Origin of the sequence: Brachybacterium sp. EE-P12 (genome assembly GCF_003711805.1) — a bacterium.
Lineage (GTDB): Bacteria > Actinomycetota > Actinomycetes > Actinomycetales > Dermabacteraceae > Brachybacterium.
This window is the reverse complement of sequence record NZ_QXCP01000005.1, coordinates 174,393-199,058: the sequence shown is the minus strand read 5'-3', so window position 1 is coordinate 199,058 and position 24,666 is coordinate 174,393. Positions and strand designations below refer to the sequence as shown.

The 24,666-nt window shown below is 72.0% G+C and carries 19 protein-coding genes; 5 read left to right on the top strand and 14 right to left on the bottom strand.

Features of this window, described 5'->3' with window-relative positions:
- Positions 1-18: 18 nt before the first annotated feature.
- From D1648_RS08450 to D1648_RS08430, 5 genes are all read right to left on the bottom strand, one after another.
- Positions 19-1,128, bottom strand: a complete 1,110-nt coding sequence (locus tag D1648_RS08450; protein ID WP_122940655.1) for a prephenate dehydrogenase — start codon at positions 1,126-1,128, stop codon at positions 19-21.
- The gene (locus tag D1648_RS08445) at positions 1,125-2,015 is read right to left on the bottom strand and encodes a pseudouridine synthase (RefSeq protein ID WP_122940653.1); all 891 of its coding nucleotides are present in this window, start codon (positions 2,013-2,015) and stop codon (positions 1,125-1,127) included. Before D1648_RS08445 ends, D1648_RS08450 begins: the two co-directional genes overlap by 4 nt.
- Complete coding sequence (locus tag D1648_RS08440) at positions 2,015-2,887, bottom strand: ParA family protein (protein WP_122940651.1); 873 nt, start codon at positions 2,885-2,887, stop codon at positions 2,015-2,017. The genes D1648_RS08445 and D1648_RS08440 overlap by 1 nt, the downstream gene beginning before the upstream one ends.
- Positions 2,888-3,060: 173 nt before the next feature.
- On the bottom strand, positions 3,061-4,080 hold the full coding sequence (locus D1648_RS08435; protein ID WP_122940649.1) for a site-specific tyrosine recombinase XerD: 1,020 nt from the start codon (positions 4,078-4,080) through the stop codon (positions 3,061-3,063).
- A gap of 4 nt (positions 4,081-4,084) precedes the next feature.
- Positions 4,085-5,035: a heme o synthase gene (locus D1648_RS08430; protein ID WP_164518650.1), complete on the bottom strand. Its 951-nt coding sequence runs from the start codon at positions 5,033-5,035 to the stop codon at positions 4,085-4,087.
- Positions 5,036-5,323: 288 nt separating this feature from the next.
- Here D1648_RS08430 and tkt point away from each other — a divergent pair, with 288 nt between their 5' ends.
- The 4 genes from tkt (at position 5,324) to pgl (ending at position 12,058) form a co-directional block, all read left to right on the top strand.
- Positions 5,324-7,423, top strand: a complete 2,100-nt coding sequence (gene tkt / locus D1648_RS08425) for a transketolase (protein WP_122940647.1) — start codon at positions 5,324-5,326, stop codon at positions 7,421-7,423.
- Positions 7,424-7,603: 180 nt separating this feature from the next.
- The gene (gene tal, locus D1648_RS08420; RefSeq protein WP_122940645.1) at positions 7,604-8,716 is read left to right on the top strand and encodes a transaldolase; all 1,113 of its coding nucleotides are present in this window, start codon (positions 7,604-7,606) and stop codon (positions 8,714-8,716) included.
- A 73-nt stretch (positions 8,717-8,789) separates the two neighbouring features.
- Positions 8,790-10,343 carry a glucose-6-phosphate dehydrogenase gene (zwf, locus tag D1648_RS08415; RefSeq protein WP_122940642.1) on the top strand — a complete coding sequence of 518 codons (1,554 nt, stop codon included), beginning with the start codon at positions 8,790-8,792 and terminating at the stop codon, positions 10,341-10,343.
- Positions 10,340-12,058 (top strand): 6-phosphogluconolactonase, encoded by a 1,719-nt coding sequence (pgl, locus tag D1648_RS08410; RefSeq protein WP_122940640.1) that lies wholly within the window; start codon positions 10,340-10,342, stop codon positions 12,056-12,058. Before zwf ends, pgl begins: the two co-directional genes overlap by 4 nt.
- Positions 12,059-12,390: 332 nt before the next feature.
- Here the strand turns inward: pgl and secG are convergent, their stop codons facing one another.
- From secG to uvrA, 9 genes are all read right to left on the bottom strand, one after another.
- Entirely contained in the window at positions 12,391-12,633 is a 243-nt protein-coding gene (gene secG, locus D1648_RS08405) for a preprotein translocase subunit SecG (protein ID WP_122941095.1), read from the bottom strand.
- A 170-nt stretch (positions 12,634-12,803) separates the two neighbouring features.
- Positions 12,804-13,577 (bottom strand): triose-phosphate isomerase, encoded by a 774-nt coding sequence (gene tpiA, locus D1648_RS08400; RefSeq protein WP_122940638.1) that lies wholly within the window; start codon positions 13,575-13,577, stop codon positions 12,804-12,806.
- Positions 13,574-14,776, bottom strand: a complete 1,203-nt coding sequence (gene pgk / locus D1648_RS08395; protein WP_122940635.1) for a phosphoglycerate kinase — start codon at positions 14,774-14,776, stop codon at positions 13,574-13,576. The genes tpiA and pgk overlap by 4 nt, the downstream gene beginning before the upstream one ends.
- A gap of 147 nt (positions 14,777-14,923) precedes the next feature.
- The gene (gap, locus tag D1648_RS08390; RefSeq protein WP_122940633.1) at positions 14,924-15,928 is read right to left on the bottom strand and encodes a type I glyceraldehyde-3-phosphate dehydrogenase; all 1,005 of its coding nucleotides are present in this window, start codon (positions 15,926-15,928) and stop codon (positions 14,924-14,926) included.
- 112 nt (positions 15,929-16,040) lie between these two features.
- Positions 16,041-17,039, bottom strand: a complete 999-nt coding sequence (whiA, locus tag D1648_RS08385) for a DNA-binding protein WhiA (protein WP_122940631.1) — start codon at positions 17,037-17,039, stop codon at positions 16,041-16,043.
- A complete protein-coding gene (gene yvcK / locus D1648_RS08380; RefSeq protein ID WP_122940629.1) occupies positions 17,023-18,156 on the bottom strand; it encodes a uridine diphosphate-N-acetylglucosamine-binding protein YvcK in 1,134 nt (377 codons plus the stop codon). Before yvcK ends, whiA begins: the two co-directional genes overlap by 17 nt.
- Positions 18,153-19,049 (bottom strand): RNase adapter RapZ, encoded by an 897-nt coding sequence (rapZ, locus tag D1648_RS08375; RefSeq protein ID WP_122940627.1) that lies wholly within the window; start codon positions 19,047-19,049, stop codon positions 18,153-18,155. Before rapZ ends, yvcK begins: the two co-directional genes overlap by 4 nt.
- Before the next feature lie 38 nt (positions 19,050-19,087).
- On the bottom strand, positions 19,088-21,025 hold the full coding sequence (gene uvrC, locus D1648_RS08370; RefSeq protein WP_122940624.1) for an excinuclease ABC subunit UvrC: 1,938 nt from the start codon (positions 21,023-21,025) through the stop codon (positions 19,088-19,090).
- A gap of 12 nt (positions 21,026-21,037) precedes the next feature.
- Entirely contained in the window at positions 21,038-23,905 is a 2,868-nt protein-coding gene (gene uvrA / locus D1648_RS08365) for an excinuclease ABC subunit UvrA (protein ID WP_122940622.1), read from the bottom strand.
- A gap of 72 nt (positions 23,906-23,977) precedes the next feature.
- On the opposite strand from uvrA, the gene D1648_RS08360 reads away from it, so the two are divergent.
- Entirely contained in the window at positions 23,978-24,655 is a 678-nt protein-coding gene (locus tag D1648_RS08360; protein WP_122940620.1) for an MBL fold metallo-hydrolase, read from the top strand.
- Positions 24,656-24,666 lie beyond the last annotated feature (11 nt).

Below are 24,666 nucleotides of genomic sequence, written 5' to 3'. Positions count from 1 at the left end.
CGCAAGGATACGGGGCGTTCAGGCCCCCGCGACCCTCCACCCGCGCGCGGTGAGCTCCCGCGTGAGCAGGTCCTCACGGGTCGCGTCGATCGCGACGTGGGCGAGGCCCACCTCACGGCCCAGCTCGTGCTCGAGGCGGAGGTCCTCGAGGTTCACGCCGATCTGCCCGATCTCGGTGAGCAGGCGGGCGAGCTCCCCGGGTCGGTCCGGGACGAGCACGACGAGGGTCGTGAAGGCGTCCGTCGCGCCGCCGTGCTTGCCGGGGATGCGGCGCACTCCCCGGTTCCCCTCGGCGACGAGGTCGGCGAGGGCTCGGCGGGAGCCGGTGCCGGGATCGGGGTCCCCCTCGAGCGTCGCGAGCGCGCCGCGCACCTCCTCGAGCCGGGACGAGACGGCGGTCAGCACCTCGCCGACGGCCGCCGCGTTCGCGCCGAGGATCTCCACCCACAGCCGCGGGTCGGAGTCGGCGATGCGGGTGGTGTCGCGCAGTCCCTGTCCGGCCAGGCCCAAGGCCTGCTCGGTGGGCTCCAGGAGCGTGGTCGCCAGCAGGCTCGCCATCACCTGCGGGACGTGGGAGACGTGGGCGACGGCGGTGTCGTGCGCGGCCGCGTCCAGCAGGATCGGCACCGAGCCGATCTCGGCGGCGAGACCCTTGAGCACGCTGATCGCGTCCGCGAGCGTGTCCTCATGGGGCACGACCACGAAGGGGCGGCCCTGGAAGAGGTCGGCGCGGGCGGCGATCACGCCGGAGACCTCGCGCCCGGCCATGGGGTGCGCGCCGATGTAGCGGGGCAGGTCCTCCGGGCGGGCCAGTCGCCGCAGCCCCTCGAGCACCGTGGACTTCACGCTCGCGACGTCGGCGACGAGAGCGTCCGGCCAGCGGCGCAGCGCATCGTCCACGAGGCTCGCGGCGACGTCGGGCGGAGCGGCGACGAGCACGAGCTCGGGGCGGCGGTCCGCGGCCGTCGGCAGCGCGCCCACGCCGAGCTCCACCGCGAGCGCGGCGGTGCCCGGGGAGACGTCCTCGACCTGCACGTCCACGCCTGCGCGGCGCAGGGCCATGCCGAGGGACCCGCCGATCAGCCCCGTGCCGATGATCCGCACGGGTGAGGGGACGAGGGTCCTCACAGCCCGACCTCCGCCATCAGCGTGCCGAGCTCCCGGTCCGTCAGCTCGCGCGTCGCGCCGGGCGCCAGGTCCCCCAGGAGCACCGATCCGATGCGCGTGCGCACCAGGGCCGTCAGCTCGAAGCCCTGGGAGGCGAACATCCGCCGCACGATGCGGTTGCGCCCCTCGTGCAGGGTCACCTCGACCACGGCCTCCCGGCCGTCCTGGGCGAGGACCCTGGCGCGATCCGCGCGGGCCGGCCCGTCCTCGAGCTCGACGCCCTCGCGCAGAGCCTTGACCAGGCCGCGGGGCGGGCCGCCGGGGGCGTCGAAGCGGCACACGTAGGTCTTGTCGACCTCGAAGCTCGGATGGGTCAGGCGATGGGCGAGCTCGCCGTCGTTGGTCAGCAGCAGCAGGCCCTCCGTCTCGTAGTCGAGGCGGCCCACGTGGTACAGCCGCTGCGGGTGGGCGGCGGTGAACTCGGTCAGGTCGCGCCGTCCCTCGGGGTCGCTCATCGCGGAGACGACCCGGCGCGGCTTGTTCAGCACGAGGGTGAGCTTCGACTCGTCGAGCTGGAGGCGGCGCCCGTCGACGTGGACCACCTGGACGGCGGGGTCGATGCGCACCCCCTGCTCGTGCACGACGGCCCCGTCGACACGGACGCGCCCGGAGGCGATCAGCGCCTCGCAGGCACGACGGGAACCGCAGCCGGCGCGGGCGAGGACCTTCTGCAGCCGCTCGCCGCCCTCGCGGTGGATCGCCTCGCCCTCCCCGTCGGTCGACGGGCCCGGGCGTCGGGTCCCGTCCGCGTCGCGCAGGCGCACCTGCTTGGGCGGGGTGAAGGCGCTGCGGCGGCGGGCGGGACGGCTCCCCCCGCCGCTCCCCCGCCGGGGACGCTCGGCGGCCATCAGGCCGCGGCGCCGCGCGAGATGAGCTCGCGTGCGAGCTGCCGGTAGGCGGCGGCGCCCTTGTTGGCCGAGGCGAAGGAGATGATCGGCTCGGCGGCGACCGAGGCGTCGGGGAACTTCACCGTGCGGTTGATCGTGGTGTGGAAGACCCGGTCGGGGAAGGCCTCGACCACGCGCTGGCACACCTCGCGGGCGTGCAGCGTGCGCGGATCGAACATCGTGATCAGGATGCCGTCGAGCTCGAGGCGCGGGTTGATGCGGTCCTGGACCTTCTCGATCGTCTCCACCAGCAGCGCCACTCCGCGCAGCGCGAAGTACTCGGCCTCCAGCGGGATGATGACGCCGTGGCTGGCGGCCAGGGCGTTGACGGTGAGCAGGCCCAGCGAGGGCTGGCAGTCGATGATGATCACGTCGTAGTCGTCGGCCACGGGGCGCAGCACGCGCGCCAGCGCCATCTCGCGGGCGACCTCGTTGACCAGCGTGACCTCGGCGGCCGAGAGGTCGATGTTCGCCGGGAGCACGTCGAGGTTGTCGGTCTCCGTCTCCTGGATCACGGTGCGCACGTCGTGGCCGCGCTCCATGAGGAGGTTGTAGACGGTGATGTCGAGATCGTACGGGTTCACGCCCGTGCCGGCGCTGAGGGCTCCCTGCGGGTCGAGGTCGACCAGCAGCACCTTCCGGCCCAGCTCGGCCAGGGCCGCACCGAGGTTGATCACGCTCGTGGTCTTCCCGACCCCGCCCTTCTGGTTGACCATCGAGATGATCCGGGCCGGACCGTGGGAGTCGAGCGGGGCCGGCTCCGGGAGCTCCGGCATCGGCCGGCCGGTGGGGCCGAGATCGATGTCCAGCTGCTGAGGGGAGGTCGGGCTCACGTCGTTGTCCTGTCGTCGGCGTCGTGGTCTGGTGCGGGCACGGGGCGGGGCGAGCGGGCCGCGGAGGTGCTCCGGTCCCAGCCCGGGGAGGGACGGCTGCGCGCCCGTCCCCGCCTCACCCGTGGCGAGCCCCCGGCGGCCGGGGCCGTGCGGGGGCGTGGTGCCGCTCAAGTCTAAGCCCCCCGCCGGGCGCGGGGGTGGGCGCCCGCATGCGTCTCCCGCAGCGAGTCGACCGTCACCTGGGTGTACAGCTGGGTGGTGGTGACCGAGGCGTGGCCCAGCAGCTCCTGGACGCTGCGCACGTCCGCCCCGCCGTGCAGCAGATGGGTCGCGTAGGAGTGCCGCAGCGTGTGCGGGCTGATCGGCTCCGCGAGATCGGACAGATCGGCCTCGCGCGCGCAGCGCTGGACCACCTGCCAGGCGGCCTGGCGGGTCAGGCGGGTGCCGCGCGCGCCCAGGAAGATCGCGGCCGTGCCCCGCCCTCGCGAGGCCAGCGCGGGACGCCCGCGCGTGAGATATGCCCCGAGGGCCTCGAGGGCGTAGCGCCCCACGGGCACGATCCGGTGCTTGTCCCCCTTGCCGCGCAGCACCGCGGAGCGCTCCCGGAGATCGACGTCGTCGAGATCGAGCCCCGTCGCCTCGGAGATCCGCGCCCCGAGACCGTAGAGCAGCTCGAGCAGAGCCCGGTCGCGCAGCGCCCGCTCGGTCGCGTCCCGTCCGGTGCCGGGCCGTCCCGCGGCCTCGAGCAGCGCCTCGACCTGGTCGATGGTGAGCGGGTGCGGGAGGCGGCGCGGCAGCGCCGGGCTCGGCACGAGCCGGGAGGGGTCGCCCGTGGCGGAGACCCGTTCGGCGTCGAGGAAGGAGTGCAGCCCGCGGACCGCGGCGAGGGCACGGGCGGCCGAGGACGCCGACAGCGGGGCGCCGCCGTCGGCCCCGGTGCGCAGGGCCTGCAGCCACTCCCCCACCTCCTGCGGGTCCACGGCGGCGGGATCCGCGTCGCGGCGCGAGAGATCGGCGAGATAGCGGCGCAGATCACGTCGGTAGGCGGCGAGCGTGTTCTCCGCCAGGCCTCTCTCCACCCGGAGGTGGCCGAGATACTGCTCGAGGATCCGCACGTCGCCCGGGCGGAGGTGATCCCCCGGGCGGGAGGACGGTCCGTCCCCTTCCGGGCGCGGGGCCTCCCCGGCGCTCATGGGGTCAGAACGTGACGAACGGGTCGATCGCGAGGGCGACGAAGAGCACGGTGAGATAGGTGATCGAGCCGTGGAAGACCTTCATCGGCCCCAGCGCCTTCCCGCTCAGCCCGCGGCGCACGCGCAGCGCGTAGCGCACCACCAGGAAGCCGAACCAGGCGCCGGAGAGGAGTGCGACGATCCCGTACACCCAGCCGGTCTCCCCCAGCGGGATGATCGCGAGGCTCGAGGCGATCATGAGGCCGGTGTGCAGGAGCATCTGGCCGGCGACGTTGGTGCGGGAGGAGACCACCGGCAGCATCGGCACGCCGGCCCTGGCGTAGTCGGAGGAGAACTTCTCCGCGAGCGGCCAGTAGTGCGGGGGCGTCCAGAAGAAGATCACCAGGAACAGCAGCACCGCGGTCCAGGAGACGGTGCCGGTCACCGCCGACCAGCCGATCAGCACGGGCATGCAGCCCGCGATGCCGCCCCAGACGATGTTCTGGCTGGTGCGGCGCTTGAGGATCATCGTGTAGAAGACGACGTACAGCGCGATGGCGCCGAGCCCGAGAGCGGCGGACATCCAGTTGACCAGCAGGCCCAGCCAAAGCGTGGAGACCACCGAGAGGGTGAGCCCGAAGATCAGCGCGGCCCGCGGAGTGACGGCGCCCGAGGGGATCGGCCGGTTGCGGGTGCGCTTCATCTTCGCGTCGATGTCGCGCTCGAGGTACATGTTCAGCGTGTTCGCGCCGCCGGCGGCGAGGTACCCGCCGAGCATCGTCGCGATCATCAGCCACGGCGAGGGGAACCCCCCGGCCGCGAGGAACATGGTGGGGACCGTCGTGATCAGCAGCAGCTCGATGATCCGCGGCTTGGTCAGCGCGACATACGCGCCGAGGACGGAGCGGAGGGTCCGCGGAGGACGCCCGCCGTCCCGGCCAACGTCTCGCAGCGATGCACCCTGGGTGGCGGTCACCGCCCACCGTCCTTCCTCGTCGTCACGGCCCGCGATCGCGCGAGCACCGCCCAGTCTAGGCCGAAGCGCCCGGGAGGCGCGCGCAGGCCGAAGGTGACGGTGGGCACCGCCCACGGCGGCAACAGCCTGGACGCGCATGACCCCTACCGGCCTCGCGGACTAAGGTGTACCCCGTCGTCTCGCCTGCGGAACGCGCACGTCGCAGCCGGTTCCCCGGCGCCGCGCGGCGAGGCCTGTACTTTCCGAGCGGCCGCGACGGCCGCATCCCGGCGAAAGGATGTCCACGACATGACGGAGAACTTCAGGGCCCCCGAGGGCTGGACCGAGCTCGACAAGCGGGCGGTCGACACCGTCCGCGTCCTGGCCGCCGACGCGGTGGAGAAGGTCGGCAACGGCCATCCCGGCACCGCCGTCAGCCTCGCCCCGGCGGCGTACCTGCTCTACCAGGACGTCATGCGTCACGACCCCGCGGACCCGGCCTGGCTGGGCCGCGACCGCTTCGTCCTCTCCGCCGGCCACTCGAGCCTGACCCAGTACATCCAGCTCTTCCTCGGCGGCTTCGGCCTCGAGAAGAAGGACATCGAGGAGCTGCGCACCTGGGGCTCGAAGACCCCCGGCCACCCCGAGAACTTCCACACCGAGGGCGTGGAGATCACCACCGGCCCGCTCGGCCAGGGCATCTCCTCGGCCGTCGGCATGGCCATGGCCCAGCGCCGCGAGCGCGGCCTGCTCGACCCCGACGCCGCTCCCGGCACGAGCCCCTTCGACCACTTCACCTACGTGATCGCCTCCGACGGCGACCTGCAGGAGGGCGTCTCCTCCGAGGCGAGCTCCCTCGCGGGCACGCAGCAGCTCGGCAACCTCATCGTCCTGTGGGACGACAACGAGATCTCGATCGAGGGCGACACCTCGATCGCGTTCACCGAGGACACCGCCGCGCGCTACGAGGCCTACGGCTGGGACGTGCGCACCGTGGACTGGACCCAGGGAGGCACCGGCTACGTCGAGGACGTCGCCGCGCTGAAGGACGCGATCCTCGAGGGCCAGAAGGTCACCGACAAGCCCACCTTCATCCGCCTGCGCACCGTCATCGGCTGGCCCATCCCCGAGCTCCAGGGCAAGGGCGCCGTGCACGGCGCGAAGCTCGGCCCCGAGGGCGTCAAGGGCCTCAAGGAGGCCATCGGCTTCGACGTCGAGCAGAGCTTCCAGGTCGACGAGGACGTCCTCGCCCACACCCGCTCCCTCGCCGAGCGCGCCGCGACGGCGAAGGCCGAGTGGGACGAGCGCTACCAGGCCTGGCGCACCGCCGACCCGGAGAAGGCCGCGCTGCTGGACCGCCTGGTCGCCCGCGAGCTGCCCGAGGGCTTCGCCGAGGCGTTCCCGACCTTCGAGGCCGACGAGAAGGGCGTCGCCACCCGCGCCGCCTCCGGCAAGGTCCTCGGCGACCTCGCCGCGGTCATGCCCGAGCTGTGGGGCGGCTCCGCCGACCTCGCCGGCTCGAACAACACCACCATGAAGGGCGAGCCGTCGTTCCTGCCCGAGGAGATCGGCTCCGAGGACTTCCCCGGCGACGAGTACGGCCGCACCCTCCACTTCGGCATCCGCGAGCACGGCATGGGCGCGATCCTCTCCGGGATCTCGCTGCACGGGCTGACCCGCCCCTACGGCGGCACCTTCTTCCAGTTCGCCGACTACATGCGGGGCGCCGTGCGCCTCGCCTCGCTGATGAGGACCCCGGTCACCTACGTGTGGACCCACGACTCCATCGGTCTGGGCGAGGACGGCCCGACCCACCAGCCGGTCGAGCACTTCGCCGCCTACCGCGCGATCCCGAACCTCTCGATCGTCCGCCCGGCCGACGCGAACGAGACCGCGCAGGCGTGGAAGGTGCTGCTGGAGCGGGACAGCGGACCCGTCGGCCTGCTCCTGTCCCGCCAGGCTCTGCCCACCTTCGACCGCACCGAGTACGCCTCGGCGGAGAACGTCGCCAAGGGCGGGTACGTCATGAAGGACGCCTCCAGCGGCGACCCGAAGGTGATCCTCATCGCCACCGGCTCCGAGGTGCAGTACGCGGCCGAGGCGCAGAAGCGGCTCGAGGCCGCGGGGACCCCGACCCGCCTGGTCTCCATGCCGTCGGTCGAGTGGTTCGACGAGCAGTCCGAGGAGTACAAGGAGTCCGTGCTCCCCTCCTCCGTGACCGCCCGCGTCACCGTCGAGGCCGGCATCGCGATGCCGTGGCACCGCTTCCTCGGCGTGCACGGCCGGGCCGTCTCGCTCGAGCACTACGGCGCCTCCGCCGACGCGAAGACGCTGTTCCGCGAGTACGGCTTCACCCCCGAGGCCGTCGTCGAGGCGGCCGAGGAGTCGCTGGCAGCGGCCGGCGCCTGATCCGCCGCGGGGGCGGGACCGCCAGGTCCCGCCCCCGCCTCTCTCCCCTCCCCCATCCCCTCGCGCTGCGGCCGCCGCGGTGTTCCTCCGGACACCTCCTGGATGCCGGAGTCCCACGAGGGCGTTGACCACGACGACAGCAGATGCGACCCAGGGCGCCCAGCGCCCGGAAGGAACGTCATGACCCAGAACCCCTCCACCCAGGCCCTCACCGATGCCGGCGTCTCCATCTGGCTCGACGACCTCTCACGCACACGCCTGCGCACCGGCAACCTCGCCGAGCTCGTCGCCACCCGCAACATCGTGGGCGTGACCACGAACCCCTCGATCTTCCAGGCCGCGATCTCCGGCTCCGAGGAGTACGACGCCGACATCGCCCGCCTCGCCGGCGAGGGCAAGGACGTCGACGAGGTCATCGAGGTGCTCACCACCGACGACGTGCGCGAGGCCGCGGACCTCTTCGCCGACGCCTACGCCGCTTCCAAGGGCTTCGACGGCCGCGTCAGCATCGAGGTGGACCCGCGCCTGGCCCACGAGACGGAGAAGACGATCGCGCAGGCCGAGCACCTCTTCGAGCTCGTCGGCCGTGAGAACGTCATGATCAAGATCCCCGCCACCGAGGAGGGCCTGCCCGCGATCACCGCCGTGACCGCCGCGGGCATCAGCGTGAACGTCACCCTGATCTTCTCGGTCGAGCGCTACGAGGCCGTGATCGACGCCTATCTCACCGGCCTCGAGCAGGCCGCGGAGGCCGGCAGGGACCTCTCCACCATCCACTCGGTCGCCTCGTTCTTCGTCTCCCGCGTCGACACCGAGATCGACGCGCGCCTGGACGCCCTCGGCGGCGAGGCCGCCCAGCTCAAGGGCCAGGCCGGCGTCGCCAACGCCCAGGCCGCCTTCGGCGTGTACCTCTCCGCCTTCGGCTCCGAGCGCTTCGAGGCCCTCTCGGCGAAGGGCGCGAACGTGCAGCGCGCGCTGTGGGCGTCCACCGGGGTCAAGAACCCCGACTACTCCGACACGCTCTACGTCGACTCCCTCGTCGCGGACCCGACCGTGAACACCATGCCGGAGAAGACCCTCGAGGCCGCCGCCGACCACGCCGAGCTCAAGGCCCCGCTGTCGGCCGAGACCGCGACCACCGGCGAGGCCGTGCTCGAGCGCATCGGCGAGGCCGGGGTCGACCTCGCCGACGTCTTCGCCGTCCTCGAGCGCGAGGGCGTCGAGAAGTTCGAGAAGGCCTGGAACGAGCTGCTGGAGACGGTCTCCGCGTCCGTCGAGGCCGCGCGCGCCTGATCCGCCCGCCGGAGCACGGATCCGCCGCGGCGGATCCGTGCTCCCGCCGTCCCGTGTCCGAGAAAGGACCATCGTGACCGACTCCCCCACCCCCGCCACCGCGGCCGGCGCGCCGAACCCGCTGCGGGATCCGCGCGACCGTCGCCTGCCCCTGATCGCCGGGCCCAGCTCCATGGTGATGTTCGGCGTCACCGGCGACCTCGCCCGCAAGAAGCTTCTGCCGGCGATCTACGACCTCACCCACCGCGGGCTGCTCCCGCCGAGCTTCGGCCTCGTCGGCTACGGCCGTCGCGACTGGTCCGACGACGACTTCGCCGACTACGTCGAGAAGTCCGTGTCCGAGCACTCCCGCACCGGCTTCGAGGAGAGCGTCTTCGAGCAGCTGCGCGGCGGTCTGCGCTTCGTGACCGGCACCTTCGACGACACCGCCGCCTTCGAGCGGCTCACCGAGGTCGTCAGCGAGCTGGACCGCACGCGCGGCACCGGCGGCAACCACGCCTTCTACCTCTCGATCCCGCCGGACGCCTTCCCCCAGGTGTGCGGGCAGCTCGCGAACTCGGGGCTGAACACCCCGCAGGACGGCTCCTGGCGCCGCGTCGTCATCGAGAAGCCGTTCGGGCACGACCTCGCCTCCGCGCGGGAGCTCAACGACGTGGTCGAGAAGGTGTTCCGCCCCGAGGACGTCTTCCGCATCGACCACTACCTGGGCAAGGAGACCGTCCAGAACATCATGGCGCTGCGGTTCTCGAACCAGCTGTTCGAGCCGATCTGGAACGCGAACTACGTCGACCACGTGCAGATCACGATGGCCGAGGACATCGGCATCGGCTCCCGCGCCGGCTACTACGACGGCATCGGCACCGCCCGTGACGTGATCCAGAACCACCTCCTGCAGCTGCTCGCCCTCACCGCGATGGAGGAGCCGGTCACCTTCCGCGCGAGCGACCTGCGCGCCGAGAAGGAGAAGGTGCTCGCCGCCGTCGAGCTGCCGGAGGACCTCGCGCTGCACACCGCGCGCGGCCAGTACGTCGGCGGCTGGCAGGGCGGCGAGGAGGTGCGCCCCTATCTCGAGGAGGACGGCATCCCCGCCGACTCCACCACCGAGACCTTCGCCGCGATGCGCCTTGACATCGCCACGCGCCGCTGGGCCGGTGTGCCCTTCTACCTGCGCGCCGGCAAGCGCCTCGGCCGACGGGTCACGGAGATCGCGGTCGTGTTCAAGCGCGCCCCGTTCCTGCCCTTCCACTCGACCGACACCGCGGACCTCGGCCAGAACGCGATCGTGATCCGCGTCCAGCCCGACGAGGGCGTCACCATGCGCTTCGGCTCCAAGGTGCCCGGCACCCAGATGGAGGTGCGGGACGTGACGATGGACTTCGCCTACGGCATGAACTTCACCGAGGAGTCCCCCGAGGCGTACGAGCGGCTGATCCTCGACATGCTGCTGGGAGACCCGCCGCTGTTCCCGCGCCAGAAGGAGGTCGAGCTCTCCTGGAAGATCCTCGACCCCATCACCGAGTTCTGGGCCGAGAACCTCGACCCCGCGCCCTATCGTCCGGGCTCCTGGGGCCCCGACACCGCACACGACATGCTCGCCCGTGACGGGCGCACCTGGAGGCGACCGTGATCACCACCCTGACCGACACCACCGCGTCCGCGGTCGACAAGACCATGACCGAGATGCGGGAGACCTTCGGCGAGAACACCATCGGCCGGGTCCTCACCCTGATCATCATCTCGACCGAGGACATCGAGGAGCCGCTCGAGGCCGCTATCGCCGCGAGCCACGAGCATCCCGCGCGGGTCATCGTGGTGGACGCCGATCCTGACGCCGAGACCTCCGGCCTCGACGCGGAGATCCGCGTGGGCCGGGACGCGGGCGCCGGCGAGATCGTGATCCTCCAGGCCCGCGGAGACGTGCTGTGGTCCCTGGACACCCTGGTCATGGCGCTGCTGCTGCCCGATGCGCCGATCGTCACCTGGTGGCCGGAGAACGCCCCGTCCTCCCCCGTCCATGACGTGCTCGGCTCGATGTCCCAGCGCCGCATCACCGACTCGGCCGCCTGCGCGGACCCGCTGGGGACCCTCAAGCGCCTGCGCCGCGGCTACGCCAGCGGCGACTCGGACTTCGCCTGGGCGCGTCTGACCCGCTGGCGCGGCCTCGTCGCGAGCGCCTACGAGGTCCCGCCGGTCTCGACCCCCACCGCGATCGAGGTCGCCGGCACCGAGGGCGACCCCTCGGTGCTGCTGATGGCGACCTGGCTCGAGCACACCCTCGGCGTGACGGCCTCGATCGTGCCGCCGCCCGAGGCCGATCCCGACTTCGCCGGCGTGCACGCGGTGCGCCTGGTGCGCGAGGACGGCACGATCGAGCTCAGCCGCGTCAGCGACGACTCGATCATCATGAGGCTGCCCGGGGACGACCAGGGTCAGCACGTGACGATGCCGCGCCGCACCCTCGCGGAGCTCGTCACCGAGGAGCTGCGCCGCCTGGACCCCGACGAGGTCTACGGCGAGGTGCTCGGCGCCGCCTTCTCCGGCATCGACGACCCCGCGACCTTCGCGAGCGGCAAGCCCGCCCCGCAGGACGTCGTGGTCGCCGACGCGGACGCGGTCGCCGCGACCGCCGCCTCCGCCGCCGCGGAGCAGCTCGCCGAGGCGCTCGAGTCCCGGCCGCAGGCTCACCTGGTGCTCACCGGCGGCACCGTCGGCACCCTCACCGCGGCGGCGCTGCCCGCCGCGCTGCGCGCCGCGGGGGTCGACATGACCCGACTGCACCTGTGGTGGGGCGACGAGCGCTTCGTCGACCCCGACTCCAGCGAGCGCAACGAGGTGGGCGTGCGCAAGAGCCTCCTGGACGTGCTGCGCGAGCAGGACGGGCTCCCGGCGCGGAACGTCCACATCATGCCCTCCCCCGCCGACGGCATGTCCCTCGAGGACGCCGCGGCCTGGTACGGCCAGCAGCTGGACCAGATGGGCGGCGACGAGCCCTTCCGCACCCGCGGACAGGCGTTCTTCGACGTGCTGCTGCTGGGGATGGGGCCGGACGGCCACATCGCCTCGCTGTTCCCGCAGCACCCCGGGCAGGAGAACGTGCTCGCCAGCGCCGTCGCGGTGACCGGCTCGCCGAAGCCGCCGTCGGAGCGGATCTCGCTGACCTGGCCGGTGTTGAACTCCTCGCGCCATGTGGCGCTGCTCGTGGCCGGGGCCGAGAAGGCCGAGGCCGTGCGCGACGCGCACGCCGCCGTGGACCCGTGGGCAGTGCCCGCCTCCGCCGTGCGGGGCCTGGAGTCCACCATCTGGGTGCTCGACGAGGCCGCCGCCGGCCGCCCCGCTGGCTGAGCGACACCGAGGCCCCGGCCGCCCGCCCCTTGAGCCGCCGGCCGCCCGCCCCTTGAGCCGCCGGCCGCCCCGCTGTCATCGGTGTTACTCCTGGGTATCCAGTGTGGCGTGTCGGAATTCTGCGCCATACCGACACCCCACACTGGATACCTTCGGGTAACCGCCGCTGACCGGGCCGTGGCACCGTGTGAGGAACCCGGTCGCGCCCGAGCGCGGCGGGAAGCGCGGCCCTCGCGAGGCCCCGGCATGCGGAACGGGCCGGTCACCGTGAGGTGACCGGCCCGTTCGCCGTGCGGCGGGGCGGAGCCGTCAGCCGACGGCCGCCCTGCCGCTCAGAGGAACTTCTCGACGATGCCGAGGCCGACGGCGCTCAGCCCCCAGGCCACCGCGATCGTCACGGTGAGACGGTTGAGGTTGCGCTCGGCGACGCCCGACGCGCTCGCGGAGGAGGACACGCCGCCGCCGAACATGTCCGACAGGCCGCCGCCGCGCCCCTTGTGCAGGAGCACGAGCATGATCGTGAGCAGGCCGAGCACGGCCAGCAGGATCTGGAGGACGAGCTTCACCAGGGACAGATCCACGCGGGGGTCACCCTTCCACGGAGTCGGACGGACCGGTCAAGCATACGGCACGGGCCGGGCCCCGGAAGGATCCGGCCCGCGTGCCTCTCAGCACGTCGCCCGGGCTCGCCGGGCTCCGCGCTCCCGGACGGCCGTTCGACCGGCCGTCCGGGACAGTGCCGAGATCAGCCCTGGAAACCCGCGATCTTGGCGAACTCCTCGGCCTTGAGCGACGCCCCGCCGACGAGTGCGCCGTCGACGTCGGCGCGCTGCATGAGCTCGCCCACGTTGGAGGACTTCACGCTGCCGCCGTACAGGACGCGGACCGCGTCGGCCACGGCGTCGCCGTGCATCGCCCGCAGCGCCTCGCGGATCGCAGCGCACACCTCCTGGGCGTCGTCCGGGGTCGCGACCTCTCCCGTGCCGATCGCCCAGACGGGCTCGTAGGCGATGACGATCTTCGCGGCCTGCTCGGCGCTGATGCCCTCGATGCCGCCCTCGAGCTGCGCGAGGGTGTACTCGACGTGCTTGCCGGCCTTGCGCTCCTCGAGCGGCTCGCCGACGCACAGGATCGGCACCAGGCCCGCGGCGAAGGCGGCCTTCACCTTGGCGTTCGTGACCTGCTCGGTCTCGCCGTGGTACTGGCGGCGCTCCGAGTGGCCGACCGCCGCGTAGGTGCAGCCCAGCGCCGACAGCATCGCCCCGGAGACCTCGCCCGTGTAGGCACCGGACTCGTGCGCGGAGATGTCCTGCGCGCCGTAGGCGATCGGGAGCTTGCCGGCGTCCACCGCGACCTGCACGGTGCGCAGGTCCACGAAGGGCGGCAGCACCACAGTCTCGACCTTGCCGGCGTCGACGCCCTGCAGCTGCTCGCCGAGCTCCTCGACCAGGGCCAGGCCCTGCTTCCAGTCGAGGTTCATCTTCCAGTTGCCCGCCATGAGCGGGGTGCGGGTGGTCACTTCTGATCCTCCTCGAGGATGGAGAGTCCGGGCAGGTCCTTGCCCTCGATGAGCTCGAGGCTGGCCCCGCCGCCGGTGGAGATATGGGAGAAGAGGGCCTCGTCGACCCCCAGGATGCGGACGGCCGCGGCGGAATCGCCGCCGCCGACCACGGTGTAGCCGGAGGCCGCGCCCAGCTTCTCGGCCACGGACTTCGTGCCCGCGGCGAAGGCCGGGAACTCGAACACGCCCATCGGGCCGTTCCAGAACACGGTCGCCGCGTCGGCGATCTTCTCGCCGAAGAGCTTCGCGGTCTCAGGGCCGATGTCCATGCCCTCCTGATCCGCGGGGATCCCGTCGACGCCCACGACGGAGGTCGGCGCGTCGGCGGAGAACTCGGGGGCCACGACGGTGTCGACGGGGAGCACCAGCTCGACGCCGTTCGCCTTCGCACGCTCCATGTACTCCCGCACCACCTCGATCTTCGACTCGTCCAGCAGGGACCTGCCGACCTCGTGGCCGAGCGCCTTCTGGAAGGTGTAGGCCATGCCGCCGCCGATGAGGATGCGGTCGGCCCGGCCCAGCAGCGCGTCGATCACGCCGAGCTTGTCGGCGATCTTCGCCCCGCCGAGCACGACCACGAAGGGCCGCTCCGGGGTGTCGGTCACCTTGCGGAGAGCCTCGACCTCGCGCAGCACCAGCTCGCCCGCCGCGGCGGGCAGCAGGGTCGCGAGCTCGTAGACCGAGGCCTGCTTGCGGTGGACCACGCCGAAGCCGTCGGAGACGAAGGCGTCGCCGAGGGCGGCGAGCTCGCGGGCGAAGGCGAGCCGCTCCTCGTCGGTCTTCGCGGTCTCCCCCGCGTTGAACCGCAGGTTCTCGAGCACGGCGACCTCGCCGTCGTCGAGCGCGGCGACGGTCTCCTGCGCGGAGGCGCCGACGGTGTCGGTCGCGAAGGCGACGTCCTGGCCGAGCAGCTCGCCGAGGCGGCCGACCACGGGACGCAGCGAGTACTTCTCCTCCGGCGCGCCCTTGGGGCGGCCGAGGTGGGAGATCACCGCGACCCGGGCACCGGCCTCGACGAGGCGGGTGAGGGTGGGCAGGGCGGCGCGGATGCGGCCGTCGTCGGTGATCGTGGTGCCGTCCAGCGGCACGTTGAGATCGGCGCGGACCAGCACGCGCCTGCCGCGCAGCTCTCCGAGCGAATCGATGGTCTTCAGCACTGTGGTGCTCCTTCGGGGTTCGACCGCCGGGCGCCGAGGCGGACCGACGGGACGGGGGACGAGCGGAGCCCGCCGGACGCCGACCCCTCGGGGTGGCGACCGGCGGGCTCCGGGGATGTCCAGCTCGTCAGCAGGACGACGGCAGGATCAGAGGGACTTGCCGACCAGCTGCGAGAGCTCGACGAGGCGGTTGGAGAAGCCCCACTCGTTGTCGTACCAGGCGAAGATCTTGACCTGGTTGCCGTTCACCTTGGTGAGCTGCGAGTCGAAGATCGAGGAGTGCGGGTCGCCCTCGATGTCCTTGGAGACGATCGGGTCCTCGGTGTAGCGCAGGACGCCCTTGAGCGGGCCCTCGGCGGCCTTCTTCACCGCGGCGTTGACCTCCTCGACGGTGACCTCGCGGGAGGCCTCGAAGGTGAGGTCGGTGATCGAGCCGGTGGGGACCGGCACGCGCAGCGAGTAGCCGTCGAGCTTGCCCTTGAGCTCGGGGAGCACGAGCGCCACGGCCTTGGCCGCACCGGTCGTGGTGGGGACGATGTTCAGGGCGGCGGCGCGGGCGCGGCGCGGGTCCCTGTGCGGGCCGTCCTGCAGCACCTGGTCCGAGGTGTAGGCGTGGATGGTGGTCATCAGGCCCTTGACGATGCCGATCTCGTCGTTCAGCACCTTCGCCACCGGCGCGAGGCTGTTGGTGGTGCAGGAGGCGTTGGAGACGATGTGGTGCTTCGCGGGGTCGTAGTCGCCCTCGTTGACACCGATGACGAAGGTCGCGTCCTCGTTCTTCGCCGGGGCGGAGATGATGACCTTCTTGGCGCCGGCCTCGATGTGGGCCTTGGCCTTCTCGGCGTCGGTGAAGATGCCGGTAGACTCGATGACGACGTCCGCGCCGATCTCGCCCCAGGGGATGTTCTTCGGGTCGCGCTCGGCGTACGCCTTGAAGGTGTTGTCGCCGACGGTGATCGAGTCCTCGTCGTGCGAGACGTCGTAGGGCAGCACCCCGCCGATCGAGTCGTACTTGATGAGGTTCGCGAGCGTCGCGTTGTCGGTGAGGTCGTTCACACCGACGATCTGGATGTCCGCCTGCTGCTCGAGAGCGGCGCGCAGGAAGTTGCGGCCGATGCGGCCGAATCCGTTGATACCAACCTTGACGGTCAAGGGTTCCTCCTAGTGTCACAGGGGCTCTGCGACGTTCGAGTACTGTCATGGCGCGCACGCCCTCGTACGCTCGGGCGACGCCGGCGTGTGACCGACGACCGTGATGATCTTATCAACGTCCGGGATCCGGCGAGGCGGGCATTCGGTCCTCGTCCACTCCGTGGTCGGTCCCGGGGATCCCGAGCTCCTCCGCGCGCTTGTCCGCCGTGGCGAGCAGACGCCGGATCCGACCGGCCACGGCGTCCTTGGTCAGCGGAGGATCAGCCAGGCGGCCGAGCTCCTCGAGGCTCGCCTGCCGATGGTCGAGACGGAGCCGGCCGGCGGCCTGCAGGTGCTCGGGCACCTCGTCGCCGAGGATCTCCAGCGCCCGCTGGACGCGCTGGCCGGCCGCCACCGCCGCCCGCGCGGAGCGGCGCAGGTTCGCATCGTCGAAGTTCGCGAGCCGGTGCGCGGTGGCCTTGACCTCGCGGGTGGTGCGCCGCTGCTCCCAGGTGCGCACGGTGGAGTGCGCGCCCATCCGTCCCAGCAGGGCGGAGATCGCGTCGCCGTCGCGCAGCACCACGCGATCCGCGCCGCGCGCCTCGCGGGCCTTCGAGGCGACGCCGAGCCGACGTGCCGCGCCGACCATCGCGAGCGCGACCTCGGGGCCGGGGCAGGACAGCTCCAGGGCCGAGGAGCGGCCCGGCTCGGTGAGCGTGCCGCGAGCGAGGAATGCGCCGCGCCAGGCCGCCTCCGCGTCCACGAGCGCACCGCCGACGACGAAGGGAGGCATGCCCCGCACGGGACGGCCGCGCGCATCGAGCAGGCCGGTCTGGCGGGCGAGCATCCCGCCCTCGCGGTCCACCCGGACGAGATAGCGGGTGGTGCGACGGATCCCCGAAGGGGCGAGCACCGCGAGATCCGCGCGATGCCCGTACATGTCGGCGATGATCCCGTGGAGGCGTCGGGCGACCGCAGCGGAGTCCAGCTCCGCCTCGACCACGACCCGCCCCGCGACCAGGTGCAGCCCGCCCGCGAAGCGCAGCATCGCGGCGGCCTCCGCCTTGCGGGCGGAGGGCCGGGTCACCTCGAGGTGGCTGAGCTCCTCCTTCGCCTCACCCGTGAGCGCCATGGTCGTCCTCCTCCGTGCCGGGGGCCGAGGCCCTCGTCGTGCGGTGCATGCGCCCGAGGCGCGGTTCGGCCCGGTCGGTGCCGGGCTCCACGTCGCCGAAGGCGTCGTCGAAGAGATCACGGTACGCGGCGGCCAGGCGCACCGGGTCGTGGCGGGGAGTGCCGTCGCCCACGCTGACCTGCCGCAGCAGGGTGCGCAGGCCCCGGGCGCGGGCCGCCTCGGCGAGATCGAGGGCGTCCTCGAGCGTGGTCGGATCGGCGACCAGGGCGTCGAAGCGGCAGTCACCGGCCTGCGCGAGCAGCACCTCGAGCATGTCCAGGCTCGTCATCCCCTCGGCCTCCTGCGCGCCGACGGAGAGGTTGGTGATGATGGCGCGCCGCGCGGGGCTCCTCACGATCGCCTCGGCGATCTCGGGAATCATCAGGTGCGGCAGCACCGAGGTGTACCAGGAGCCCGGGCCGAGGATCACCCAGTCGGCCCGTCCGATCGCCTCGAGCACGTCGGCGGGGACGCGGGGACGCGGCGGGGTCAGGCGCACGTCCTCGACGCGGCCCTCAGCGGTCGCGACCTGGTACTGGCCGGAGACGGTGCGCGCCTGCCCGTCGGCGCCCACCACGCGCGCCTCGATGTCCAGGGGGTCGAGCGCCATCGGGAGCACCCGGCCGCGGGCGCCGAGCAGCTCCGCCATCTGGTCCAGGCCCTCGACCGGGTCCTCGAGGATCTGCCACAGCGCGACGATCAGGAGGTTCCCGAGCGCGTGGCCGTCGAGCTCGCCGTCCGTGGCGAAGCGGTGCTGGATCACGTCGCCCCAGATCGACCCCCAGTCGGAGTCCTCGCACAGCGCCGCGAGCGCCATGCGGAGGTCTCCCGGCGGGAGCACCGGCATCTCGGTGCGCAGCCTGCCCGAGGAGCCGCCGTTGTCGGCGACGGTGACCACGGCGGTGATGTCCTCGGTCAGCAGGCGCAGCGCGCGCAGATTCGCGGCGAGGCCGTGGCCGCCGCCGAGGGCGACCACGCGGACAGGGCGCTGCGGGGCACCGCGGCCGCCCCGTCGGGCGCTCGCGGAGCGGTCGGCGCCGCGGAGACGGGAGCGCAGGCTGCGCGCGGCGATGTTCATTCCCGCCCCAGATCCCGATGGCGGATCCTCACCGCATGGCCGGCCCGGCGCAGCTCGTCGCCGAGCCGCTCGGAGACCGCGACGGAGCGGTGCTTGCCGCCCGTGCAGCCGATCGCGAGGGTCGTGAAGTGCTTGTTCTCGGTGCTGTAGCCGCGCAGCACCGGGGTGATCATCTCGATGTAGCGCTCGACGAACTCGGCGGCGTTGGCGTCGCCGAGCACGAACTCGGCGACCTCGGCGTCGGTGCCGCGCTTGGGCCGCAGCTGCGGCACCCAGTAGGGGTTGGGGATGAAGCGCACGTCGCTGACGTGATCGGCCTCGAGCGGGATGCCGTACTTGAAGCCGAAGGACAGCATGGTGATGGTGAGCTGCTGCTCCTCGCTCGTGCCGAACAGGGCGCGCATCTTCATCGTCAGCTCGTGCACGTTCAGCGGCGAGGTGTCGATGACCAGGTCCGCCGTGCGGCGGTAGCGGGCGAGCATCTCCCGCTCGCGCCGGATCCCCTCGAGCACGCCCTCCTCGCCCTGGAGCGGGTGGGGGCGGCGCACCGAGTCGAAGCGGCGCACGAGGGTGGACTCGTCGGCGGTGAGGAACAGCAGGCGCAGCCGCAGATCGGCCTTGCGCAGCTCGTCCACGACCTCGCCCAGCTCGGTGAAGAACGGGCCCGAGCGGGGATCGACGACGACGGCGAAGCGGGCGGCGCGGCCCACGGCCGAGGCCTGCAGCTCGTAGAGCGTGCCGATCAGCTGCGGCGCGATGTTGTAGACGACGTACCAGCCCATGTCCTCGAGGGCGTGGGCCGCCGTCTCCCGTCCCGCGCCGGCGAGCCCGGTGATGATGACCACGTCGCCTCGGGTGTCCGTGGTCGGGCTCGGGATCGACTCCTCGGTCACGGGGTCTCCTTCCGGATCGGGGTGGGCGGGCCGGTCGCTCAGCCCTCGAGGATCTCGCCGGTCGCCATGTCCACGGTGACGCCGAGGGCGTCCTCCGCGGTGTCGGGGTCCGCGCCGTTCTCCTGTGCGGATGTTAGCGCGGCGGTGATCTGCCCGGCCAACGCGGGCCCGATCCCGTCGACCTCGGTGAGCTCCTCCTCGCTCGCCTCCCGGATCGCCGAGACGGTGACGAAGCGGTCCAGCAGCGCGCGTCGACGGGCCGGTCCGAGCCCCGGGATCCCGTCGAGGGCGCTGGCCTGCATGGCGCGGCCCCGCTTGGAGCGGTGGTAGGTGATCGCGAAGCGGTGCGCCTCGTCCCGCAGGCGCTGGACGAGGAAGAGGGCCTCGGAGGTGCGGGGCAGGATCACCGGGTACTCCTCGCCGGGCAGCCAGATCTCCTCGAGACGCTTGGCGATGCCGGCCAGGGCGATGTCCGTGATGCCGAGCTCGTCCATCGCCCGCTGCGCCGCGGCGACCTGAGGGGGGCCGCCGTCGACGAGGATCAGCGAGGGCGGGTAGGCGAAGCGCCGGGGCCGGCCGTCCTCGTCCTCGACCGGCGGAGGCGGGTCCAGGTGGTGCTTCAGGCGGCGGGTGAGGACGTCGTGCATCGAGGCGGTGTCGTCGCGGGCGGCGGCGCCGGTCACGGAGTAGCGGCGGTACTCGCTCTTCTTCGGCAGCCCGTCCTCGAAGACGACCTGGGAGCCGACGACGTTCGTGCCGTGGGAGTGGGAGATGTCGAAGCACTCGATCCGCAGCGGAGGCTCGGCGAGGTCGAGGGCCTCCCCCAGGTCCTCGAGCGCCTTGGTGCGGGCGGTGAGGTCACCGGTGCGCTTCAGGCGGTGCAGGCGCAGCGCCTCGGTCGCGTTGTCCGAGACGGTGCGCAGCAGGTCCTTCTTCTCGCCGCGCTGCGGCACGCGCAGGTCGACGGTGCGGCCCATCAGCTCGCGGACCTGCGCGAGGTTCGTGGGCAGGACCGGGACGAGGACCTCCTTCGGCGCCTCGCCCTCGGAGTACAGGGTGGTCAGCGCCCGTTCGACGAGGTCGGGGGCACCGCTGTCGTCGAGGATCTCCGCGGTCCAGCCGCGCTGGCCGCGGATCCGCCCTCCGCGCACGTGGAAGACCTGCACGGAGGCCTCGAGCTCGTCCTGCGCGAGGCCGATCAGATCGGCGTCGGTCGCGTCGGAGAGCACCACGGAGTTCTTCTCCATCACCTTCTCGAGCGCCTGCAGGTCGTCGCGCAGGCTCGCGGCGGTCTCGTAGTCCATCGCCGCGGCGGCGGCCTTCATCCGCTGCTCGATGCGGCGGGTGTACTTCGAGGTGTTGCCGGCCATGAAGTCCGCGAACTGCTCGGCGAGGCGACGGTGCTCGTCCTCGGTGATGTCCCCGACGCAGGGCGCGGAGCACTTGCCGATGAAGCCGAGCAGGCAGGGCCGCCCGGACCGCTCTGCCCGGCGGTACACCCCGGCGGTGCAGGAGCGGATCGGGAAGACCCGCAGCATCAGGTCGAGGGTCTCGCGGATGGCGCCGACCTGCGGGTACGGGCCGAAGGTGCGGTCGCCCTTGGCCCGAGGCCGACGGGTGATGTGCACGCGCGGCACCTTCTCCCCCATCGTCAGCACGAGATAGGGGTAGGACTTGTCGTCGCGGAACTTGACGTTGAACCGCGGGTCGAACTCCTTGATCCAGGTGTACTCGAGGGTGAGCGCCTCGACCTCGGTGCCCACCACCGTCCATTCGACGCTCGCGGCGGTGGTGACCATGCGCCGGGTCCGCTCGTGCAGGACGGAGAGGTCCTGGAAGTAGTTCACCAGGCGCTGGCGGAGGTTCTTCGCCTTGCCGACGTAGATGACGCGGCCGTGCTCGTCCCGGAACCGGTAGACCCCAGGGCGGGTGGGGATCGTGCCGGTGGCGGGACGATAGGTCGCCGGATCAGCCATCGAGGACCTCGCTCAGCGCTTCCCCGTCGCGCCCGCACGCCCGGCGGCGAGCATCGGGGCGAGGAACTGGCCGGTGTAGGAGCCCTCGACGGTCGCGACCTGCTCGGGGGTGCCGGTGGCGACGACCCGGCCGCCGCCGGCGCCTCCCTCGGGGCCGAGGTCGATGACGTGGTCGGCCGTCTTGATGACGTCGAGGTTGTGCTCGATGACGATCACCGAATTGCCCTTGTCCACCAGCCCCTCGAGCACCTCGAGCAGCTTGCGCACGTCCTCGAAGTGGAGGCCCGTGGTCGGCTCGTCGAGCACGTAGATCGTGCGACCGTTGGAGCGCTTGTGCAGCTCGGAGGAGAGCTTCACGCGCTGCGCCTCGCCGCCGGAGAGGGTGGTCGCGGACTGCCCGAGCTTGACGTAGCCCAGTCCCACGTCCACGAGGGTCTGCATCTGCCGTCGGATCGCGGGGACCGCGTCGAAGAACTCGAGCGCCTCGGCGATGGACATGTCCAGCACCTCGGCGACGTTCTTGTCCTTGAACGTCACCTCGAGGGTCTCGCGGTTGTAGCGCTGGCCCTTGCACACCTCGCACTGGACGTACACGTCGGGCAGGAAGTTCATCTCGATCTTCAGCGTGCCGTCGCCGGAGCAGGCCTCGCAGCGCCCGCCCTTGACGTTGAAGGAGAAGCGGCCCGCGGTGTAGCCGCGGATCTTCGCCTCGTTGGTCTGGGCGAACAGGGTGCGCACCCGGTCCCATACGCCGGTGTAGGTGGCGGGGTTCGAACGCGGGGTGCGGCCGATCGGCGACTGGTCCACGTGCACGACCTTGTCAAGGTGCTCGAGGCCGGTGACGCGCTTGTGCCGGCCGGGGACGAGGCGGGCGCGGTTGAGCTCCTTGGCGAGCACCGAGAACAGGATGTCGTTGACGAGCGAGGACTTCCCCGAGCCGGAGACGCCGGTGACGGCGGTGAGCACGCCGAGCGGGAAGGTGACGTCCTGGCCGGTGAGGTTGTTCGCGCGGGGCGCGACGACCTTCAGCACGCGGTCCTTGTCGACCGGGCGGCGCACCGCGGGCACGGGGATCTCGAGCTCGCCGGAGAGATACCGCCCGGTGAGGGACTCGGAGTTCTGCTTCAGGCCCTCGACGGGCCCGGAGTGGACCACCTTCCCGCCGTGCTCGCCGGCGAGCGGGCCGATGTCGACGACCCAGTCGGCGGCGTTGAGCGTGTCCTCGTCGTGCTCGACGACGATGAGGGTGTTGCCGAGGTCGCGCAGCCGCTCGAGCGTCGCGATGAGCCGCTCGTTGTCGCGCTGGTGCAGGCCGATGGACGGCTCGTCGAGCACGTAGAGCACGCCCACGAGCCCGGAGCCGATCTGGGTGGCGAGGCGGATGCGCTGCGCCTCCCCGCCGGAGAGGGTGCCGGCGGCGCGGGCGAGGCTGAGGTAGTCCAGGCCCACGTCGAGCAGGAAGCCGAGGCGGGAGCGGATCTCGCGCAGCACCTCGTCGGCGATCGCGGCCTCCCGCACCCCGAGCTCGAGGCCCTGGTGGAAGGCGAGCGCGTCGCCGATCGACATCTCGCACACCTCGGCGATGGACTTGCCGCCGACGGTCACGGCGAGCACCTCGGGGCGCAGGCGCGCGCCCTGGCAGGCGGGGCAGGGCACCTCGCGCATGAACTGCTCGTAGCGCTCCTTGGCCCAGTCGGACTCGGTGTCGCTGTGGCGGCGCTCGAGGAAGTGCATCACGCCTTCGAAGCCGGTGGAGTAGGTGCGCTCGCGGCCGAAGCGGTTGCGGTACTTCACGTGGACCTTGAAGTCCTTGCCGTGCAGCAGCGCGTCCTGGGCCCGCTTCGGCAGGGCCCGCCACGGGACGTCCATCGAGAAGCTGAGCTCCTCGGCGAGGCCGGCCATGACCTCCTGGTGGTGGTCGGACGAGCCCATCGTCCAGGGGGCGATCGCGCCCTGGGAGAGGGAGAGCTCCTCGTCCGGGATCACGAGCTCGGGGTCGACCTCGAGGCGCTGGCCGAGGCCCGTGCACTCGGGGCAGGCGCCGTAGGGGGCGTTGAAGGAGAAGGTGCGCGGCTCGATGTCGTCGATCGCGAGGGGGTGGTCGTTGGGACAGGCGCGCTTCTCGGAGAAGCGGCGGGTGCGTCCCGGGTCCTCGGCGTCGAGGTCCACGTAGTCGACCAGCAGGATCCCCTCGGCCAGGCGCAGCGCGGTCTCGACCGAGTCGGTGAGGCGCCGGCGCGCGTCGGGCTTCGCGCTCAGGCGGTCCACGACCACCTCGATCGTGTGCTTGTAGCGCTTGTCGAGGCTGATCTCCTCGTCCAGGCGCCGGTTCTCCCCGTCGATGCGGGCGCGGGCGTACCCCTGGGAGCGCAGGGAGCTCAGCAGGTCCTGGTGCTCGCCCTTGCGCCCCTGGACCACGGGAGCGAGCAGCTGGAAGCGCGTGCCGGGCGTCTCCTCGAGCAGGCTGTCCACGATCTGCTCCGCGGAGGAGGAGGTGACCAGCTCGCCGCAGACAGGGCAGTGCTGCTCGCCGGTGCGGGAGAAGAGCAGGCGCAGGTAGTCGTAGATCTCGGTGATCGTGCCGACGGTGGAGCGCGGATTGCGGTTGGTGGACTTCTGGTCGATCGACACCGCCGGGGAGAGCCCCTCGATGAGGTCCACGCTCGGCTTGTCCATCTGCCCCAGGAACTGCCTCGCGTAGCTCGAGAGCGACTCGACGTAGCGCCGCTGCCCCTCGGCGAAGATGGTGTCGAAGGCCAGTGAGCTCTTGCCGGACCCGGACAGGCCCGAGAACACCACCAGCTTGTCGCGGGGGATGTCGATGTCGATGTTCTTGAGGTTGTGCTCGCGCGCACCACGGACGACCAGGGAATCAGTCACCCGGGCATTCTAGGGGCGCGCCCGGACCTTCGAACAGTTGTTCGGGGGAGATGTGGGCGACATACTGAGCCCATGGCTGATCACGAGTACACCGGACACGTCAAGCCGGGCGGCGAGCCCGCCGTGCGCGACCTCGAGCACCTGCAGATCCGCAAGCTGTCCGTCGGCCCGATGGACAACAACGCCTACCTGCTGACCTGTCGGTCGACGGGGGCGCAGCTGCTGATCGACGCGGCCGCGGAGCCGGACGCCCTGCGGCGCATGGTCGCCGCGGGCGCCGAGCACGACTGGCTGGACGTCATCGTCACCACGCACAGCCACCACGACCACGTGGGCGCCCTGGCGGAGATGATCGCGGCGACCGGTGCGCGCACCGCCGCCGGGGCCGCCGACGCCAGGGAGATCGCGGAGAAGATCGATCTCCCGCTCGAGCACGGGGACGTGATCGAGTTCGGCGAGCAGCGGGTCGAGATCATCCACCTGCGCGGCCACACCCCGGGCTCGGTCGCGGTGCTGTGGCACGGCGGGGACGAGGGCGACCACCTCTTCACCGGCGATTCCCTGTTCCCCGGCGGGGTGGGCAACACGGACCGGGACCCGCAGCGCTTCGCGCAGCTGATCGACGACGTGGAGCAACGGGTCTTCGACCGGCTCGAGGACTCGACCTGGGTGTACCCGGGCCACGGGGACGACACCACCCTCGGTGCCGAACGCCCCTCGCTGCCCGCCTGGCGCGAGCGGGGCTGGTGACCTCTCCCCCG

What these genes read in the sequence shown, in the direction of transcription:
- whiA (WP_122940631.1), bottom strand. Translation starts at nt 17,039, where the DNA reads ATGGCGCTCACGGGTGAGGCGAAGGAGGAGCTCAGCCACCTCGAGGTG.
- D1648_RS08445 (WP_122940653.1), bottom strand. Translation starts at nt 2,015, where the DNA reads ATGGCCGCCGAGCGTCCCCGGCGGGGGAGCGGCGGGGGGAGCCGTCCC.
- tal (WP_122940645.1), top strand. Translation starts at nt 7,604, where the DNA reads ATGACCCAGAACCCCTCCACCCAGGCCCTCACCGATGCCGGCGTCTCC.
- D1648_RS08360 (WP_122940620.1), top strand. Translation starts at nt 23,978, where the DNA reads ATGGCTGATCACGAGTACACCGGACACGTCAAGCCGGGCGGCGAGCCC.
- D1648_RS08435 (WP_122940649.1), bottom strand. Translation starts at nt 4,080, where the DNA reads ATGAGCGCCGGGGAGGCCCCGCGCCCGGAAGGGGACGGACCGTCCTCC.
- uvrC (WP_122940624.1), bottom strand. Translation starts at nt 21,025, where the DNA reads ATGGCTGATCCGGCGACCTATCGTCCCGCCACCGGCACGATCCCCACC.
- tkt (WP_122940647.1), top strand. Translation starts at nt 5,324, where the DNA reads ATGACGGAGAACTTCAGGGCCCCCGAGGGCTGGACCGAGCTCGACAAG.
- yvcK (WP_122940629.1), bottom strand. Translation starts at nt 18,156, where the DNA reads ATGAACATCGCCGCGCGCAGCCTGCGCTCCCGTCTCCGCGGCGCCGAC.